The organism is Paraburkholderia sp. D1E (genome assembly GCF_052682275.1).
In genome coordinates this window covers 380,867-398,289 of the sequence record NZ_JBQYMB010000001.1, presented here as the reverse complement: position 1 = coordinate 398,289, position 17,423 = coordinate 380,867, and the positions used below count along the sequence as shown (strand labels likewise).

At 58.0% G+C, this 17,423-nt stretch carries 16 protein-coding genes; 9 read left to right on the top strand and 7 right to left on the bottom strand.

Annotated elements, in window-relative coordinates; translation table 11 throughout:
• Positions 1-13 precede the first annotated feature (13 nt).
• Positions 14-349 carry an HdeA/HdeB family chaperone gene (locus ACUN0E_RS01925; RefSeq protein WP_445565445.1) on the bottom strand — a complete coding sequence of 112 codons (336 nt, stop codon included), beginning with the start codon at positions 347-349 and terminating at the stop codon, positions 14-16.
• Between the two features lie 534 nt (positions 350-883).
• On the opposite strand from ACUN0E_RS01925, the gene ACUN0E_RS01920 reads away from it, so the two are divergent.
• Complete coding sequence (locus ACUN0E_RS01920) at positions 884-1,408, top strand: hypothetical protein (RefSeq protein ID WP_445565444.1); 525 nt, start codon at positions 884-886, stop codon at positions 1,406-1,408.
• 573 nt (positions 1,409-1,981) lie between these two features.
• Here ACUN0E_RS01920 and ACUN0E_RS01915 read toward each other — a convergent pair.
• Both ACUN0E_RS01915 and ACUN0E_RS01910 read right to left on the bottom strand, forming a co-directional pair.
• Positions 1,982-2,995: an IS110 family transposase gene (locus ACUN0E_RS01915; RefSeq protein ID WP_445565288.1), complete on the bottom strand. Its 1,014-nt coding sequence runs from the start codon at positions 2,993-2,995 to the stop codon at positions 1,982-1,984.
• A gap of 276 nt (positions 2,996-3,271) precedes the next feature.
• Positions 3,272-4,225 carry an IS5 family transposase gene (locus tag ACUN0E_RS01910; RefSeq protein WP_445565443.1) on the bottom strand — a complete coding sequence of 318 codons (954 nt, stop codon included), beginning with the start codon at positions 4,223-4,225 and terminating at the stop codon, positions 3,272-3,274.
• A gap of 205 nt (positions 4,226-4,430) precedes the next feature.
• Between ACUN0E_RS01910 and ACUN0E_RS01905 the strand changes: the two genes are divergently transcribed.
• Both ACUN0E_RS01905 and pal read left to right on the top strand, forming a co-directional pair.
• A complete protein-coding gene (locus ACUN0E_RS01905) occupies positions 4,431-5,444 on the top strand; it encodes an IS110 family transposase (protein ID WP_445565288.1) in 1,014 nt (337 codons plus the stop codon).
• Between the two features lie 333 nt (positions 5,445-5,777).
• Entirely contained in the window at positions 5,778-6,278 is a 501-nt protein-coding gene (gene pal, locus ACUN0E_RS01900) for a peptidoglycan-associated lipoprotein Pal (RefSeq protein WP_445565442.1), read from the top strand.
• Between the two features lie 100 nt (positions 6,279-6,378).
• Here the strand turns inward: pal and ACUN0E_RS01895 are convergent, their stop codons facing one another.
• From ACUN0E_RS01895 to ACUN0E_RS01885, 3 genes are all read right to left on the bottom strand, one after another.
• Positions 6,379-6,618, bottom strand: a complete 240-nt coding sequence (locus ACUN0E_RS01895; protein WP_445565441.1) for a hypothetical protein — start codon at positions 6,616-6,618, stop codon at positions 6,379-6,381.
• 35 nt (positions 6,619-6,653) lie between these two features.
• Positions 6,654-8,414, bottom strand: a complete 1,761-nt coding sequence (locus tag ACUN0E_RS01890) for a chloride channel protein (RefSeq protein WP_445565440.1) — start codon at positions 8,412-8,414, stop codon at positions 6,654-6,656.
• 271 nt (positions 8,415-8,685) lie between these two features.
• Positions 8,686-10,284: an APC family permease gene (locus tag ACUN0E_RS01885; protein WP_445565439.1), complete on the bottom strand. Its 1,599-nt coding sequence runs from the start codon at positions 10,282-10,284 to the stop codon at positions 8,686-8,688.
• A gap of 532 nt (positions 10,285-10,816) precedes the next feature.
• On the opposite strand from ACUN0E_RS01885, the gene ACUN0E_RS01880 reads away from it, so the two are divergent.
• Positions 10,817-12,169, top strand: coding sequence for a trypsin-like peptidase domain-containing protein (locus tag ACUN0E_RS01880; protein WP_445565438.1), 1,353 nt, complete (start codon positions 10,817-10,819; stop codon positions 12,167-12,169).
• Positions 12,170-12,393: 224 nt separating this feature from the next.
• On the top strand, positions 12,394-12,567 hold the full coding sequence (locus ACUN0E_RS01875; RefSeq protein ID WP_445565437.1) for a hypothetical protein: 174 nt from the start codon (positions 12,394-12,396) through the stop codon (positions 12,565-12,567).
• Positions 12,568-12,767: 200 nt separating this feature from the next.
• On the opposite strand, the gene ACUN0E_RS01870 is transcribed toward ACUN0E_RS01875, so the two are convergent.
• Positions 12,768-13,193 (bottom strand): MarR family winged helix-turn-helix transcriptional regulator, encoded by a 426-nt coding sequence (locus tag ACUN0E_RS01870; RefSeq protein ID WP_121113393.1) that lies wholly within the window; start codon positions 13,191-13,193, stop codon positions 12,768-12,770.
• 258 nt (positions 13,194-13,451) lie between these two features.
• On the opposite strand from ACUN0E_RS01870, the gene ACUN0E_RS01865 reads away from it, so the two are divergent.
• From ACUN0E_RS01865 to ACUN0E_RS01850, 4 genes are all read left to right on the top strand, one after another.
• On the top strand, positions 13,452-13,763 hold the full coding sequence (locus tag ACUN0E_RS01865; RefSeq protein WP_133748475.1) for a hypothetical protein: 312 nt from the start codon (positions 13,452-13,454) through the stop codon (positions 13,761-13,763).
• Between the two features lie 275 nt (positions 13,764-14,038).
• Complete coding sequence (gene petA, locus ACUN0E_RS01860) at positions 14,039-14,659, top strand: ubiquinol-cytochrome c reductase iron-sulfur subunit (RefSeq protein WP_445565436.1); 621 nt, start codon at positions 14,039-14,041, stop codon at positions 14,657-14,659.
• Between the two features lie 439 nt (positions 14,660-15,098).
• A complete protein-coding gene (locus ACUN0E_RS01855; RefSeq protein ID WP_121113397.1) occupies positions 15,099-16,352 on the top strand; it encodes an ABC transporter substrate-binding protein in 1,254 nt (417 codons plus the stop codon).
• Between the two features lie 164 nt (positions 16,353-16,516).
• Positions 16,517-17,386: a branched-chain amino acid ABC transporter permease gene (locus ACUN0E_RS01850; RefSeq protein ID WP_445565435.1), complete on the top strand. Its 870-nt coding sequence runs from the start codon at positions 16,517-16,519 to the stop codon at positions 17,384-17,386.
• The last annotated feature ends 37 nt before the right edge of the window (positions 17,387-17,423 follow it).

Sequence of the window (17,423 nt, the reverse complement as noted above, 5' to 3'; positions counted from 1 at the left end):
GCTCAGGAACAGTCTAGCGGTGATCGCCATGCTCCAGAACATTGAGACGTCCCGACCTGGTCAGTTGCTGGACCTTACCCATGAAAGATGTTCCTGGGTCTTTCCTGCATTCGTCAACGACCAAACCCACCGGGTCTGCTGCGTCGACCACGAGTATGTCATTCGTTTTCACGTTCATCCGGTCAACGCCGGCCGTCCAGTACAGCAACGCGGGTTTGTAATTGTCGGCCAGCGACAGAAAATCTTCACATTTCATTTTTGCAGGTTGCACTTTCAGCGCTGGTTGTGCGAACCCGATCTGTGACAGACCCAGGCCCACAACGAACACCCCAATCATGATCGTCTTCATCACGGTCCTCCTTCATAGCACCGACTGGAATCAGTGAAGTTGGTTCGGATGTGCGCAAGGTCGCAGGCGAACCAGGGAGATGAATTTCAACTTGTCCCGCCCCCTCGCGTCGACACCCGGTGATAGTCGCTGCGGGCGCGGCCTGTGAGACAGGCGGGTCGCTTCTATCGTCGACACGCCAGTCTCCCGGCAATAAAAAAAGTGGATCCGGCTGAGGACGCCGGATCCCGAAAGGTCGTCCCGATCCACAAAACAAGGGACGCCCGGACGTTCGCGTCCGCCAGCCCGATGCGGAAGCCTCGAACCACTCTAAGCAACCGTCCTTAAGCGAAACTTAATAAGCAGGTACGTCCCGGTGTTTGATCGAGTTCATGCTCGTCGAAACGAATATTTCCGATTCCTTTCGATCTTGGCAAGCCGGTATCGTAGCGACAGACGGCGGCCTACCCGGAGCGCCCCTTTTGTCGATCGACACATTAGGCGGGATTGGGCGGTGCACATTCACCAGAAATCTTTCGATGGTGGCGAACCCGCATGGCTACAGTCATGTCGAAATACAAGGCTGCAAAAATCAGGCAGGTCGAACGCTGTGCCCGGCAACCCGAGCCTGTTTGTCAGGCGGTCAATGTCACGGGCATCTGGCGGCCCGGAGTAATGATGAGAACGAGCACCTCACTTGAAAGGCACCCCCATTCCGGCATCGCGTCATGGTGCTGCGTGTGCCTTCTGGTCGCCGCGCTTGCCGTCATCGTGGTCGATTTGACGGCAATTTTCCAGAGCATTAGCGCCAATACGGACATGGTCGATCAAAACGTGCCGATACAGGAAACTCTCTCCAGAACACCTGAACTCGAGTCGTCGAAAGGCGCGCTCTGGAGCGCATCCGATTCGGCTTTGAGCATTCCCGACTCCGAGGACTTCGGGATTCGCAGTGCGCTCAACGCCGAGCTGATGAGGGATAGCGCCGACCAACCTGCTCTCGACGGCTGGCCCCTCGCCGAACCTGAAGTCCGATCAGGAGATGCTGACTGGGCCAGTTGCAGCAGGCGCGCCTGTTAATTGACGCGTCGCCACGTAGGGACGGCATAATCGATCGCTGCGGCAACTGCCGCAATGAACCCGAAGCAGCGCCCGAACACAAACTTAAGATACTAATGTCAGGAATCTTTGGATACTGGTAAAGAAAAATATCTGTCCGTTGAAACACGTTGATTAACAAATACTTTCTCCATGGTGTTTTCCAAAAGAAACCTGAAACCTGAAACCTGAAATCTGAAATCTGAAGAGACGCCTTCTATATCAATTGAACAATGACGTTCGTGACGTCAAGCCTCGCGCACTTTGGATCGCTAGGGAAGGTCTTATGTGGACGCCTCCCGGATTGCAAACAGTTTTGCGATGTTGACTGGCAGGTTTAGGCAGCACGCTTATGTCCGGCCCGTTTGCGCAGGTCGTTATTTGCCTGCAGGCCCTAATGGAATTCGCTGGCGAGGTCCTCATCTGCATATCGAACACAATGGTTCATCTTCCCTATCGGGTTTTCCTCGCCCCGGTCCAACCTGTTAGCCATCATGCAGCACGTGCTTGCGCTCCTTGGGGAAGTTGTGAATGTTGTAAATCGATAAACCGAAGCTAGGCGGTAGCGGGCGGCGATGCTTGATATTTCTCCGGTCGCGCCAGCACCGCCCAGATGGTTCTTGCTAACTTGTTGGCGACAGCGGCAACCGCTACGTTAAATGGCCTACGCTTGAGCAAACCATCAACCCAAGCCGATCGTTTGCCTTGGATGATCACCGAGCGGGCACCGTGCATCAATAGCGTGCGTAAATAAGTGTCGCCGCGCTTGCTCAGACCCATCTGCCGGACCCGTCCGCCGGTGCCGGATTGTCGCGGCACGAGCCCCAGCCATGCGGCGAACTCGCGGCCGGATTTGAACGTGCGTACGTCGCCTATAGCTGCGACGGTCGCTGTTGCAGTCAAAAGCCCAACACCAGGGATATCGGCAACCTTCTGACAGTCCGGGTTGTGGCGAAACAGGCTGCCAAGGCGCCGCTCCAGAACGGCCATTTCTCGATCGGTGTCCTGAGCGCGAGCCCATTGTTCCCTCAGGCTGTCGATTAGCATGGCGGGCAAACGTTCAGCGGCGCGTGCAAGCGCGGCGGGGAATGCTTTGCTGAAGGCCCGATAGCTTTCGGGCAACACTTCTCCGAATTCGTACAGCAAGCCACGCAATGCGTTCGTTTGCATGATGCGAAACTTCATCAGTTGAGCTCGCAAACGATGTATCGCCAGAACTGTTTGCTGAGCTTCGCTTTTGACCGCTACGAATCGTGCCTCTGGCTGTTGAGCAGCGGTGCAGATTGCCCGCGCGTCGGCCGCATCAGTTTTGTTCCGCAGTACAAAGGGTCGTACAGAGCGTGCAGATATGAGCTTCGCTTCATGCCCAAGGGCTTGCAATCGTCTCGCCCAGTCGTGGGCACTTCCGCAGGCTTCCATCACGACAATCGAGGGTGCACGTTTCGCAAAGAACTCGAGCACTTGCGCGCGCTTGAGTTTGAATCGTTCAACTTGGCCGCTCTGCGGATCGAGCGCGTGAAGTTGAAATACTTGCTTGGCGATGTCCATCCCGATGATCGTGAGTTTCATTTCAGATTCTCCTTGAAGAACGGTTGACGAGCATCCTCACTTTCGCACATTCGGGCGACCGCGAGTTCTACTTTCCGCACTCGCTTCGCCATCTCCACGACGGCCCGTTTCCGGGGGGAGGCGTCCATACCATCTGCACAACCCGTTTTCTGTGCGTCGGCTGTTTGCAGCGCGTGGCGCATTTACACTGCAAACATGCAGGGATCTTGATCGCAGATTCTGATCGGCCAGGGCGACTCGCATTTGCAACGCACATGGCATCTACGCCTTCGTGTTTTACGCTTTGAGCAATTGCTTACACGCCATCCACAGGTTGCCCAGCGCGAACAGTGTTGTGATCTGGGCCGTGTTTTTCGCCAGGCCCCGGTATCGGGTCTTTGTATAGCCAAACTGCTGCTTCAGCACGCGGAATGGATGCTCAACCTTGGCCCGGATTCCAGCTTTAAGACGCTCAATCTGATCGAATATTGCGTCCAGACGGTCATTCAGATCCAGCTGCTTTCGTCTGGATGGCCTCATCGCAACATGCCAGCGCGCTGAATCCTCATCGCAGCGCTTATGAATACCCTGATAGCCGGCATCAGCGTACACATCCGTTTCTTCGCCATGCAACAGCGACTGAGCCTCATTGATGTCGGCCATGTTGGCCGCTGTGCCGACAACCGTGTGAACCAGGCCCGACTGCGCGTCCACGCCGATATGCGCTTTCATCCCGAAGTACCAGCTACGGCCTTTCTGTGTCTGGTGCATTTCCGGGTCTCGCTCACCCGACGTATTCTTCGTCGAAGTGGGTGCTGAAATCAGGGTCGCGTCAACGACTGATCCTGCCTTGAGCATCAATCCCCTGTCGATCAGAATCTCATTGACCAGCGCAAACATCTGCACAGCCAGACCGTGTGCTTCGAGCAGGTGGCGAAACCGCAGAATCGTACTTTCGTCCGGCAACCGCGTCATGCCGCCATCCAGTCCCGCAAACTCGCGGTACAGCGGCATGTCATAGAGCGCCTCTTCCATCGCCGGGTCCGACAGTCCGAACCACTGCTGCATGAAATGGATCTGCAGCATCGTGGCAATCGGAAAGGGCGGGCGTCCCGTCTTACCCTTCGGGTAGTGCGGCTCGATCAACGCAATCAGCTTCGACCACGGCACCACGCACCTCATCTCTTCGAGAAATTCCCGCTTACGCGTGCGTTTCGTTGACAGATCCAGACCAAGACCCAGTTGCGCCATCAAGACTCTCCCTGATTAACTATCCTTCTTCCAGGATAGTCCACACACACGTCAACGCCAGGACTTTTGCAGATGGTATGGACGCCTCCCCCCGGAAACGGGCCGTCGTGGAGATGGCGAAGCGAGTGCGGAAAGTAGAACTCGCGGTCGCCCGAATGTGCGAAAGTGAGGATGCTCGTCAACCGTTCTTCAAGGAGAATCTGAAATGAAACTCACGATCATCGGGATGGACATCGCCAAGCAAGTATTTCAACTTCACGCGCTCGATCCGCAGAGCGGCCAAGTTGAACGATTCAAACTCAAGCGCGCGCAAGTGCTCGAGTTCTTTGCGAAACGTGCACCCTCGATTGTCGTGATGGAAGCCTGCGGAAGTGCCCACGACTGGGCGAGACGATTGCAAGCCCTTGGGCATGAAGCGAAGCTCATATCTGCACGCTCTGTACGACCCTTTGTACTGCGGAACAAAACTGATGCGGCCGACGCGCGGGCAATCTGCACCGCTGCTCAACAGCCAGAGGCACGATTCGTAGCGGTCAAAAGCGAAGCTCAGCAAACAGTTCTGGCGATACATCGTTTGCGAGCTCAACTGATGAAGTTTCGCATCATGCAAACGAACGCATTGCGTGGCTTGCTGTACGAATTCGGAGAAGTGTTGCCCGAAAGCTATCGGGCCTTCAGCAAAGCATTCCCCGCCGCGCTTGCACGCGCCGCTGAACGTTTGCCCGCCATGCTAATCGACAGCCTGAGGGAACAATGGGCTCGCGCTCAGGACACCGATCGAGAAATGGCCGTTCTGGAGCGGCGCCTTGGCAGCCTGTTTCGCCACAACCCGGACTGTCAGAAGGTTGCCGATATCCCTGGTGTTGGGCTTTTGACTGCAACAGCGACCGTCGCAGCTATAGGCGACGTACGCACGTTCAAATCCGGCCGCGAGTTCGCCGCATGGCTGGGGCTCGTGCCGCGACAATCCGGCACCGGCGGACGGGTCCGGCAGATGGGTCTGAGCAAGCGCGGCGACACTTATTTACGCACGCTATTGATGCACGGTGCCCGCTCGGTGATCATCCAAGGCAAACGATCGGCTTGGGTTGATGGTTTGCTCAAGCGTAGGCCATTTAACGTAGCGGTTGCCGCTGTCGCCAACAAGTTAGCAAGAACCATCTGGGCGGTGCTGGCGCGACCGGAGAAATATCAAGCATCGCCGCCCGCTACCGCCTAGCTTCGGTTTATCGATTTACAACATTCACAACTTCCCCAAGGAGCGCAAGCACGTGCTGCATGATGGCTAACAGGTTGGACCGGGGCGAGGAAAACCCGATAGGGAAGATGAACCATTGTGTTCGATATGCAGATGAGGACCTCGCCAGCGAATTCCATTAGGGCCTGCAGGCAAATAACGACCTGCGCAAACGGGCCGGACATAAGCGTGCTGCCTAAACCTGCCAGTCAACATCGCAAAACTGTTTGCAATCCGGGAGGCGTCCACATAAGACCTTCCCTAGCAGCATTCCCAAGGAAGCGCGGTTCCACCTCCGATCAGAGGAGACACATCATGACCAGAACTGGACTGTGTATTGTTACACTGCTCGTGGGAATGCTTGCCGGATGTCATTCGGGGCCCAAGCTGAATCAGAGCGGCGAGGCCCAGGGCAACGCCGCGACAGCCCAGGCAACCAATGTCGCGCCAGTGGTCGTTGATGAACTCAACAACCCGAACGGACCGCTCGCGAAGCGTAGCATCTACTTCGATTTCGACAGCTATACGGTCAAGAGCGACTATCAACCACTCCTTGAAGCCCATGCGCAGTACCTCAGAAGCCACCCCAACCGTCATGTGCTGATTCAGGGCAACACGGACGAACGCGGGACGAGTGAATACAACCTGGCACTCGGCGAAAGGCGCTCGCAAGCAGTGCTCCATGACCTGGAGACTCTTGGCGTACCCGACTCGCAACTGGAAGCCGTGAGTTTCGGAAAAGAAAAAGCAGTTGCTCTGGGCCACGACGAGGCATCATGGGCACAGAACCGGCGAGCGGACCTGGTTTATCGCTGATAGCGTCAACGGGAGAGCAAGAGCCTTGTCTCCCGAACCTGCACCCCAGGAAGGGGTCTGCGAATGCTGCCGCCCCTGCATACCTCTGCACAGGATTGTTTCATAGGCCAATGAAATAAGTCTGCACGTCCATCTCTTCGCCCCAGATCTGGACGTCGAGCATCTCGCTAAAATCAATAGCTTCCCCGCGATAGACGCAGCAGAACCCTTGCGCCGTCCGGTAAACGATCGCCCATTCAGGGTCCGCCTCTGTTCTGCTCGACGGGCCTTTCAGGGCATCGAGATGAAGCGCTTTGCCGATGCGTTTGCAGGCAGCATCCAGCCCATGTCCTAGTCTCACTTGACGCTCCACTACCGAGGATTGCGCCCGGCGCCCTACCCCGGAAATATCGTGATGCTGCTCGCCACGGCATCCGCAATGTGCTCTTTCGCAATCACGCCGAGCACGCGTGCCGGGCCTCCTCCCTCATGTCGTCCCACGACAACCGCCATCACTGCACGCTGCTTCCGCAGCCGGGTGATGACACCAAACGCTACATCGTTCTCCTGCACGACAATAAAATTGCGCTGCGCAAGCGCCCCAAGCGTAATCTCCGAGTCGCTCTGGCTGACCGCTCGACGCAAACCGGTGTTGATGCGCAGTACTCCGTAGATCTCATGCCGCCTCGTGACCACAACGTGCCGGAAAGCGGGGCCTTCCGAGTGCGGAAGCAGGTCGCGAAAAGGTACCTGCGCATCGAGCACGAAAACGTCCGTCTCCATCACCTGAGCCGCGCTCTGCACAAGAAACATGTTTGCGTGAAGCGCATTGGGAATCTGATGACCGCGCCGCACGAGCTTGAGCGTATAGATGCTTTCGGGCGACAGCAAGCGGCGTGCGCCGAGGCTGAACGCCACTGCGATGATCATCGGCAGCACTATGTCGTAGTCCCGCGTCATCTCAAAGATCATCGCGACTGCAGTCATCGCGGCGCCGGTGCCGCCGCCTACCATCGCGCCCATGCCGACCATCGCAAACGCCGGCGCGCTGACTGGAGCCCCAGGCAACGTCACGGCAACCAATGATGCAAACGCCGCGCCAAGCGTCGCACCGATGAAGAGCGACGGCGAGAATACCCCGCCCGACGAGCCCGACCCCAGACTGACCGACGTTGCCAAAGTCTTGCACAACGCCAGCATCAGCAGGAATGCCCCACCCTGCAACTGACCATAGAGCGTGGCCTGAATGGTCGAGTAACCAACGCCTTCGACGTAATAATGCCCTGCATAGCGAAACAGCAGAAACATGGTCAACCCGACAATCAGCATCCCGACCGTGTGGCGCTGGTAGCGGCCCGGTATACGGTCGAACGCATCTTCGGACCAATGCAACGCACGGATCAGCAGGGCGGCAGCGGCACCCGCCACGACGCCGAGCAGCGCATACAGAATCAGCGTGAACGCACTGCCCGGCTGGTTTGGAATCGCGCCCAACTGCGCGGGGACAACGAAGGCGGGCGCTGCGCCAAAGAAGAGCCGGCCAATAAAAGTCGCGGTGCCGGTGGCGATCGCTACCGGCAGGAACGTGTTGACACTAATCTCCGGCATCATCAGTTCAGTGGCGAAGAGCACGCCACCAATCGGCGTGTTGAAGGTCGCCGCGATGCCTGCGCCCGCCCCAGCGGCCACGAGCGTGATGCGTTGTCCGGCAGTCATCTGCACGATCTGACCGAGCGTCGAGCCGAGGGCGGAGCCAATCTGGATGATCGGCCCCTCGCGCCCCACTGCGGCACCGGAACCGATCGCCAGCGCCGACGCAATCGACTTCACGACCGCGACTACCGGTCGGATCACGCCGCGCTTGTAATAGATCGCATCCATGACCTCCGGTACGCCGTGCCCCTTGGCTTCCGGAGCGAAGGTGCTCACGATCCAGGTGACCCCGAGACCTCCGACGACTGGCACGAGAATCACCCACACGCCCCACGGCGCCACCGGCGTGAAGTGGCTGGCATCGTACAGAAACGAAAAATGACCGAGAAAGAACGTGTTGTGTACGAGTCCGATCAAACCCCGGAAGACAACGGCCCCTAATCCCGTGACGATTCCCACGACGAACGCGAGAAAGGACAGCCAGTACATTGCGATCGGGACCACGGAATCGTCATCCAGGTGGACGACCGCACGAGGCTGAAGCGGAGCAACCTTTACGTGGTGCGTTCCGTCTGCTGCCTTATCTGGCCGGTGGGAATCACCCGTCATTGTGTACTGTCCTCAGAGGGACTACTGGTCGGCCACTGTCATTCACAGTTTCGACTCTCCGATCACTTTCTCCGGCTCAGCCAGCTTCAAGGTTTCACCTGGGAAACGCATCGCACGTTGATCAACATGCGCTCCGAGTGCACCACCCCCTCGGATATTGGCTTCCTCAACTTGTACCATCCATGCGCTGCATCATCAGGGCGGTTTCTGCAGGTTCCAGCGCGCAGCGCATCGCGAGCAGCATGACGACCACGCTCCAGACCGACACAAGAAGGATGTCCCAGCCGAAGCCGATCACGTTACGCCCGCCACCAATATTACCGAGCCACGAGAGCACCCAGATACCGCCAAACCACGGCAGCAGCCACGCAATCTGCCGCCACCCGAACTGACGGGCCGGCTTGCGGGCAATGAGATGGTAGTACACAGCGTAGGCTACGAAACCGATCGCGACCAGCGAAAAAAGGAACGAGTTGGTCCTGAAGCCGGTCCAGTAGATCACGAGATTGCTGCATATGAAAGCAATCGGCGCAATAATCGATGCGCCGGCCAGACGAAACGGCCGCTTCAGTTCAGGCAGGTTGCGGCGCAGCACAAGCAGGGCGATCGGGCCGAGCCCATAGGTGAGCACCGTCACCGACGTGATGTAGCTGACCATTTGTTGCCATGCGGGAAATGGCAACAGGAAGATCGCACCGACTACCCACATCACGAGCACCGCAACCCACGGAACCTTGTTGCGATTGAGCTTCGTCAGCACGCGCGGTCCTGCGTCCATTTCGCCTGCGGCAAACAGGACGCGCGAGCCACCGGTTACGTACATCAGCCCGGTACCACCCGGCGACAGGTATGCGTCGATGTACAACAATGTCGCCATCCAGCCAAGCCCAAGCGTTGCCGCGAGGCCGGCGAACGGCCCCATCTCGCCCTTGAAGCTCAGATTGGCCCAACCATGCGCGAGGTCGGCCGGCGCGAGCGCCCAGATAAAGGCCACCTGGAGCATGATGTAGAGCGCCGCCGCCAGCAATACCGAGCCAATCACCGCGAGCGGAATATTCCGGTGCGGATTGGCTGTCTCGCCGCCAAGATCGATCGCCGTGCGAAAGCCAAGATAGCTAAACACGATCCCCGCTGCGGGGAGCGCCGTAAACATGCCGGAAACCTTGTAGCTGCCGGGCGCCGCGCTCAACACGCCCCAGTGTGTGCTGGCTGTCATCAACCCGATGATCGTCAACACGGGCACGAGGATTTTCCACCATGTGATAGCCGAATTGACGTTGAGCAGCCATCTGACAACCATCAGGTTCATCAGCGCCGTCACGCCTAACAGTGCCGCGCACGTGATGAAGCCTGTGGTGGTCAACAGCCCTTCGTTGCCGGGCCGGATGAAGTACGGCAGATAGTTGTTCGCGTAGGTGACGATGGCTTCCGTTTCGACCGCCGGCACCGGCACATAGGCCAGAAAGAGCAGCCAGCACCAGATGCGTCCCAGGCCCTCGCCGTGACTTGCGTGGCTCATGTGCACCAGCGCACCACTGCGTGGAAACAGCGCGGCCAGTTCGGCAAAGCAAAGCGCAATCAGCATGATGATGATTGCGCCCAGCACCCAGCTTCCAATGCTCAAAGGACCGGCGATTTTCGCCGCATGATACGAGCCGAATAGCCAACCCGACCCAACCATGCTGGTGGTACTGGCAAACAGGAGACCGACGACGCCCGCATCGCGACGCAATTTCCCTGACAGGGTTAGTGAGGTTGTGCTCATGACGAACTCCCATGTGTTCCTGCGCCGAAGCGCCCTTCTGGTTCCCCGGGCTGCCTCGACAGTATCGCCTTACCCTCTGCGAATGCACGCGGAGGCATCCCTCCATGGCAGGTTGGACGGAGCCATAGACCAAAAAAATCCCACGAGCAGATTAGGGACAACGCGTAGATGAAGTGCACCGTGAGCATCGCCCTTGACTGAGGTCATGCATGCTTGCCTCTGTCGGTGAAAAATTTCAGGTGTACATGCACGCTGCCCAGGTGTGACCAAACGGTGTCACGCCAGCTTGTCCATCCAATCATGCATTTAAGACTCCTTTAAGTCTTGCAACCTATGTTGAATATGTCGCATTGTGAGGTACCGGTCTGGCGCCCGGACGTACCATTGACGCGTCGCACCGGCACGCTCCGCACTTTCGGGAGATATCATGCCAGTCGCACAGTGGATGCCCATACTGGTGACAGCGTGCGTGATGATGGTCACGTCGACAGGTTGTACAGCCGGATTGTCCCGGCCGTCGCCAGCGCCTGACGTGGCGCTCGCTCCGGTCGCCGGAAGGGCACAGGCGGTCACCGTCCACGGCTTCGTCAGCAGATTCTCAGCGCTTGTTCAGCAGAACGGGCCCGCTGTGGTCAATATCAGTTTGGTCCCGAAGGAACAGGTCGCCAATGCCGAGTCCCTGTGGCCGCCGGGCGCGAGCGAACACGATCCCTTCCTGCAGTTTCTCAGGCAATTTTCGCCCAATCCGCTCCCCGACGCGGGCGCTACGCAGAGCAATGTCGGCTCGGGTTTCATCGTAAGGCCGAACGGCTATATCCTGACTGATGCCCGTCTCGTCGCCGACGCAAAAGATATCAAGGTCAGGCTGACCGACCGCCGTGAATTCAAGGCGTCGGTTGTCGGAATCGATCAGCCGGGCGGTATCGCTCTGCTGAAAATCGATGCGAACGGCCTGCCCACAGTAAAGATCGGCAAACCGTCCGACATGAAGTCCGGGCAATGGGTCGTCGCAATCGGCGCGCCATACGGGTTCGAAAATACGGTCACCGCAGGCATCGTCAGCAACACTGCGCGCCTTCTGCCGCAAGAGACGTATATTCCGCTGATCCAGACGGATATGACAGCCACCACCGGCGATGAAGGCACTCCCCTCTTCAATCTGAACGGCGAAGCCATCGGCATTACGCTGGTCGCGCCACCGCCGGAGGGGGCGTTCGAGGGCATTTCCTTTGCCATTCCGATCAATGCCGCGATGCGGATCGAGCAGCAATTGCAGCTTCACGGGCGAGCCGAACACGGCCATCTTGGCGTGACCATTCAGGACGTCACCTGGCCCCTGGCGCAGTCTTTTCGTCTTAGAAAACCAGTCGGGGCACTCATCAGTTCAATGGACCGCAATGGTCCTGCGGCGCGATCCGGCCTGCAAAGTGGCGACATCATCCTGCAACTCAACGGCACCAACATCAACGACTCGTTCCAACTGCCCGCCGCGGTGGCGGACCTGCATCCCGGCACGTCGGCGCACATTCAATACTGGCGCGATCACGGCCCTCATGACGCCGTGGTGGTGCTCGGCCGCAGCACCACGCTAGCTTCGGCCAGCGTTGACGCCGCGATGTCGGGCAAGTTGGGACTGATGGTGCGCCGTCTGACATCCGATGAAAAACACCGTGCCGAAGTATCCGGCGGGGTCCGTGTCGAACAGAGTGCGGGACCGGCCGCTCTGGCCGGCATCCTCCCCGGCGATATCGCTCTGCAGGTCAACCATGCACCGGTATCGAACCCAGCCCAGTTCCGCCAGAGAATGAGCGGCGCCCGGAATACAGTTGCGTTGCTGGTTCTGCATGATCGTCAGAAGATGTTTGTGCCGCTCGATCTGGGGTAAGCACGTTCGTACCGAACGTCTTATCAATCTTGATCTATTCGATGGCGGCTGAGATGAAGCCATGCTCGAGAGTGCTACGTACATCCGTGGCTGTTCTGGCGGTTTTTAGCAGCCAGTTCGTACTGGCCGCGCCTTCGGGTCTTCCGCCAGTGCACGAGGATGGTGCCCTTACCTACCTGTCCGGCGGCATCTGAAGCGACCAGTCTTCGGCGATCAAGAGCGTGATGAACAAGTACCCGCTCGTACTCGAGTTTGTCGGCAGTACGGATACCGGAAATGACTATCTGGCGGACGGACCGGTGCACATCTCCGATTCGCACGGCAAGGACCTGCTGAGCACGAGGTCAGACGGCCCGTTCATGCTGGTGTCGCTACCGCAGGGGCGGCAAAACGTGTGACCGCCACCTACAACGGAAAGACCAGGCATCGTGAAGTGAGCGTGACCGACGCGACGCACGCTCATGAGATTTTCATGTGGCCGATGTAGACGGCGCGACAATTGTGTCACGCAGCTGTGACTGCGGGCGCGGAGACCCATACAGCCGGGCGCGGAAGTTTCGTTCGTTGCCTCATCTCGCGGCTGGTCGCGCAGGCATGTTCATGCGGAGTCCGCGCTATTCCGGAACGCCCAACCAAATGACTGGATCTCCGACTTGTGCAAGACCGCCAGCTTCGCGAGGCAACGCTCGCCCTTGGCGAGCAGGTGCACTTCCACCTGGCGGCGGTCGTGTGTACTGGGTTTTCGCGTCACGAACCCGGCCGCCTCGCATCGGGACACGAGCGCAACGGTTCCGTGCGGCGACGCCTGCAGACGTTCGGCCAATTCTCCGACGGTCGCCCAGTCACGGTTAGGGAAACCCTTCACATGCAGCAGCAACATGTACTGCAGAGGCGTGATTCCCTCCGCATGCACGATCGTCTCGGAAAAATGGAGGAAGCGCCGCAGCTGATAGCGGAACTCGGACAGCTCCTCCAGTTCCTGCTTGCTCAAGCCGGCATTCCTGGAGCGATTTCTGGTGCCCATAGCCTGCTTTCTCTGGGATCACGTTCAGTATTGGAAGTATGTCACCTCATGACCTAATATAAATGCAGATAGTGTAAATCGCAAAAAACTTTCAAGTGAAAGACTTCTTGTGCCGCAGTGCGCGGGAACTTCCCTGCAACTGCGCTTGACCAGTCCGGAACAGGGGTTCTGGAAGAGGCTTTGCATGCCGCCCCCGGACAGTCGCGGTTCACGCAGTGATAGAAGCCGCATGGGATGGAAGCGGTACAGGACAACGGGATGAAATACGGTCTGATCGTCTGGCTAACAATAGTTGCTACATCGATTGCAAGCAGTGCCTTGTACGCCTGTCCGGAAGGCAGTGTCGATGTTGCGATGATGCCCCCCCAGGATGCGAACTCAACCATCCTGGCTAACGGCATGGCAATGCGACGCGGTCAGCTTGCGCATGTTACCTACGTGCCGTCATCGCCGACCCGCATATGGTCCTTCTCCCCTGCGCTCCTGAACGCTGACAGGTACCGTAACGAGCGACCAACACGTTTACACGGCGACAGCTTCGAATGGCCGCGGCGCGATAACGGCAAATAGCGTCGGACAGAAACGCACAACCGGCTGCAATGGCATCCCTGCTTTATGCCCCTCTCCGGCATCGCGCGAATTCGCACCCGGACTCCATGTCTTCAGTACGTAGCGCAGTGCGGATCCGTTGGTGTGCATGAACACAGCACACCCAGACGTATTGCTATCGAGAGCTGTGGATCGGCCTCACGACCAGGCTTCATGGACATTCCCGTCAGGGTCAAGAACGACTTCGCTGATTCGAACTCAAACGTATATGGACTCGCGAATGCATGGAGTACGAGATGGCGCAAATCGCGCAGGATCGCATGGACGATGGCCGCCGTAGGTGGCTGTTAGCAACATCGATCGCAGGAGGGGTTGCAGGCGTTGCCACCCTTGTGCCGTTTATTGATTCATTCGCTCCGTCCGAAAGGGCTAAAGCGGCCGCTGCGCCTGTTACGGCAGACATCAGCAAGTTGCAACCCGGCGATATGATGACGATTGCGTGGCGCGGCATTCCGATATTTGTGGTCAACCGGACGGAGAAAATGCTGGCAGACGTTGTGACCGCGAACTCCATGGTGGCTGATCCCACCACGAAGCATCCCTTTTCGATACCGCTGCCGGACTACTGCAAGAATGAGTACCGGTCCCGCACGGATCATAAGAACATTCTCGTCGTCGTAGGCGTCTGTACGCATCTCGGCTGCACACCTCGACCTCGCTTTCAGGAAGGTCCACAAGCTAACCTTCCCGACAACTGGCCAGGTGGCTTTTTGTGCCCCTGCCACGGTTCTACGTACGATCTCGCTGGCCGCGTGTTCAAGGACAAACCGGCACCGCAAAACCTTGATGTTCCGCGCTACATGTTTGCGTCCTCTACAAGAGTACTGGTTGGGGAAGATGAACATGGAGACGCATGACTGAACGCAGCAAGCAGCCTTTTTTGCATGTTCGGTCGAGACCAGCAGGTAATGCATCGAAGCAGAGTTAACCCGAATCTGAACCACGACGCTGCGCAACTTCCGGGCTGAATGGGCAAAGAACCGGTGTCCTATAAAGGCCGACGCCAACCGCGCCACGCGCTCGTGAAAACCCCTAGCGGCAGGAGGCCTCAGGCCAAATTATTTAGCCGGCTCATCGCCTATATTTGAAGCACCATCGAACCAGGATCGTGCGAATTGGCATTTCTATACTCGTCCAACAATATCGTTGTACTAAGGTACGATCAACCATAAATTGCGAAGCAGAAATTCGCCCGCAGGCGGTCCATATTCTGCAAAGAACTGCGATCGAACCTCTCACAGAAGGGGGAAACCAGAAATGCCGGGGTGTATGACCACAGAAAGGGGACGCAAAATGATGGAGCGATTAGCTAACGGAAACCGGCAGCGCCGGATCGTTCTCAAGGCGGCAGCCGCGGCTGGCATCATGCAAGTCGCAGCTCCGTTCATTATCAAGGCGCGTGGCGATGAGCCCATCAAGTTCGGGCTCAACGACCCGCTTACTGGAACCTATGCAGAGCTTGGCAAGAATGAGCAAGTCGGCTGTGAATACGCATTGGAACAGATCAACGCCAAGGGTGGCATCCTTGGGCGTCCAGTGCAACTTCTGGTTGAAGACTCAACAAGCGCCGACACCGGCACCGCCGTTCAGAAGGCCCGGAAGCTGATCGAGCGCGACAAGGTGAACTTTCTGCTGGGCAACGTCAATTCCGCGATGGCGCTGGCGATCGGGCAAGTGTCGAATGAACTGAAAACGCTGCACATCGTCACCGGCGGACACACCGATGCCGTGACAGGCACCGACTGCCACTGGAATGTCTTCCGGGTCTGCAACACGACCCGAATGGAAACCAATTCCGTCTCCAAGGTCCTGTTCGACAAGTATGGCAAGAAGTGGTTTTTCATTACCCCAGACTACGCATTCGGTCACACGCTGCAGCAGGGATTCGAGGCTAGTCTCAAGAAATTCGGCGGCGCCGAGGTTGGAGCGGCGTTGGCACCGCTCGGGACAACAGACTATTCTTCATATCTGATCAAAGCCCAGGCCGCGAACCCTGACGTCATCCTCTTTCTAACTGCGGGCGAAGATGCCGTCAACTCGCTCAAGCAGGCCGTCCAGTTCGGCCTCGACAAACATTTCCATATCGCCGGTGCACAGCAGGAACTCGAAGTACTTGAAGGTCTTCCGCCCGACGCCCGGATCGGCACATGGGTATTCGAGTGGTACTGGAATCAGCCCAAAGTGCCGCACGTTGCAGAATTTGTGGCGGGGATACGAAAAAAAGCCGGCCGCGTACCGACCGCCCGCCACTGGTTTGGCTATGTCGCAATGTGGACGATTGCGCTCGTCGCCAATCAGGAAAAAACGCTCGACGCGGTCAAGCTGGCGAAGGCGCTCGAGGGCTTCAAGTTGCCACCTGAGGTGGGGCTCATGCCGGACACCCCCTTCTATCGGGCGGGCGATCACCAATTGATGCCTGATCTTTATGTCGGACACGCTGTCTCACAGGGCCCCGAGCCGGATGATCTCTTCCACGTCGACCAGGTTGTCAGGGGCGTTGATGCGGCATTGCCGGTGGAAGAGACCGGTTGCCACATCAAATGGTCTTGAGTACAGGAGCGTGCGCTGGATGGACGGGCCCCATCCCTGAGCGCTGAAGCATACCGGCGCTCTCCAAAAGCGCCGATTGCGCCTGAAAACGACGCGCCGAACAACGATAGGCAGTCCGCTCAACCTAGCTGGGCGGACTCAGTGAAAACGCTCCTGGCGGTGCTATGACACAGTTGATTCTATTTAATGTTTTCAATGGGATCATCATCGGCGCATTCTACGCACTGATGGCGCTCGGGCTTTCCCTGATCCTCAACCTGAGCGGTGTTATCAATTTCGCTCACGGCGGGTTCCTCGCAGTCGGCGCGTATCTCGCGTATACGCTGATGCCCTATACAGGATTCTGGATCGCGCTGCTGCTCGCCCCTCTTCTGACGGCTGTGCTCGGTGTGGTGATCGAACGTTTCCTGATCTGCCGACTTTACGGTCGCGACCCGTTGTACGGCTTGCTCCTGACATTCGGACTCGCTTTCATACTGCAGGACGGTACGCGCTATATCTGGGGACCGCAGACGCTGCCTTACCAGATACCCGCGTCTCTCAATTCACCACTTAGCGCCACATTCTTCTTTCTGACCGGCTATCGGTTGTTTATGGTGGTGCTGGTGGTAGTAGTGGTCGCTGGCCTTTTCCTCGTTCTCAACCGGACCCGGCTTGGCATGCGGATCCGGGCTGGCACAGCAGACCTGGAAACTGTGTCGGTGCTCGGCGTCAATGTGCGAATGCTCCGGACCCTGAACTTTGGTCTCGGGATTTTCCTCGCAGGGCTCGCTGGCGTTCTCGCCGCGGGTATGCTTGGACTGGAGCCGACAATCGGCGACTCGCTGATCATGCCAAGCTTTGTGGCCATCATTGTTGGTGGTCTCGGCAGCTTGCCAGGCACACTGCTCGGGGGCATCCTGATCGGTGTTGCATCGAGCGTGACCTCCGTCTTTTTCCCTTCAGCGACCGAAGCGGTGATCTACGTCATGATGGGGATCGTGCTGCTGGTACGTCCGCGCGGGCTGTTGGGCGAGGAAGGGAGGATACAGTGAGCGAAACGCAATATGGATGGCGCCGCGCGCTCGTCAT

Excerpts from the sequence above, each read along its gene's own strand:
- ACUN0E_RS01870 (WP_121113393.1), bottom strand. The coding sequence starts at position 13,193 with ATGGGCACCAGAAATCGCTCCAGGAATGCCGGCTTGAGCAAGCAGGAA.
- pal (WP_445565442.1), top strand. The coding sequence starts at position 5,778 with ATGACCAGAACTGGACTGTGTATTGTTACACTGCTCGTGGGAATGCTT.
- ACUN0E_RS01920 (WP_445565444.1), top strand. The coding sequence starts at position 884 with ATGGCTACAGTCATGTCGAAATACAAGGCTGCAAAAATCAGGCAGGTC.
- ACUN0E_RS01915 (WP_445565288.1), bottom strand. The coding sequence starts at position 2,995 with ATGAAACTCACGATCATCGGGATGGACATCGCCAAGCAAGTATTTCAA.
- ACUN0E_RS01855 (WP_121113397.1), top strand. The coding sequence starts at position 15,099 with ATGGAGCGATTAGCTAACGGAAACCGGCAGCGCCGGATCGTTCTCAAG.
- ACUN0E_RS01905 (WP_445565288.1), top strand. The coding sequence starts at position 4,431 with ATGAAACTCACGATCATCGGGATGGACATCGCCAAGCAAGTATTTCAA.
- ACUN0E_RS01850 (WP_445565435.1), top strand. The coding sequence starts at position 16,517 with ATGACACAGTTGATTCTATTTAATGTTTTCAATGGGATCATCATCGGC.
- ACUN0E_RS01910 (WP_445565443.1), bottom strand. The coding sequence starts at position 4,225 with ATGGCGCAACTGGGTCTTGGTCTGGATCTGTCAACGAAACGCACGCGT.
- petA (WP_445565436.1), top strand. The coding sequence starts at position 14,039 with ATGGCGCAAATCGCGCAGGATCGCATGGACGATGGCCGCCGTAGGTGG.
- ACUN0E_RS01925 (WP_445565445.1), bottom strand. The coding sequence starts at position 349 with ATGAAGACGATCATGATTGGGGTGTTCGTTGTGGGCCTGGGTCTGTCA.
- ACUN0E_RS01865 (WP_133748475.1), top strand. The coding sequence starts at position 13,452 with ATGAAATACGGTCTGATCGTCTGGCTAACAATAGTTGCTACATCGATT.
- ACUN0E_RS01875 (WP_445565437.1), top strand. The coding sequence starts at position 12,394 with ATGAACAAGTACCCGCTCGTACTCGAGTTTGTCGGCAGTACGGATACC.
- ACUN0E_RS01885 (WP_445565439.1), bottom strand. The coding sequence starts at position 10,284 with ATGAGCACAACCTCACTAACCCTGTCAGGGAAATTGCGTCGCGATGCG.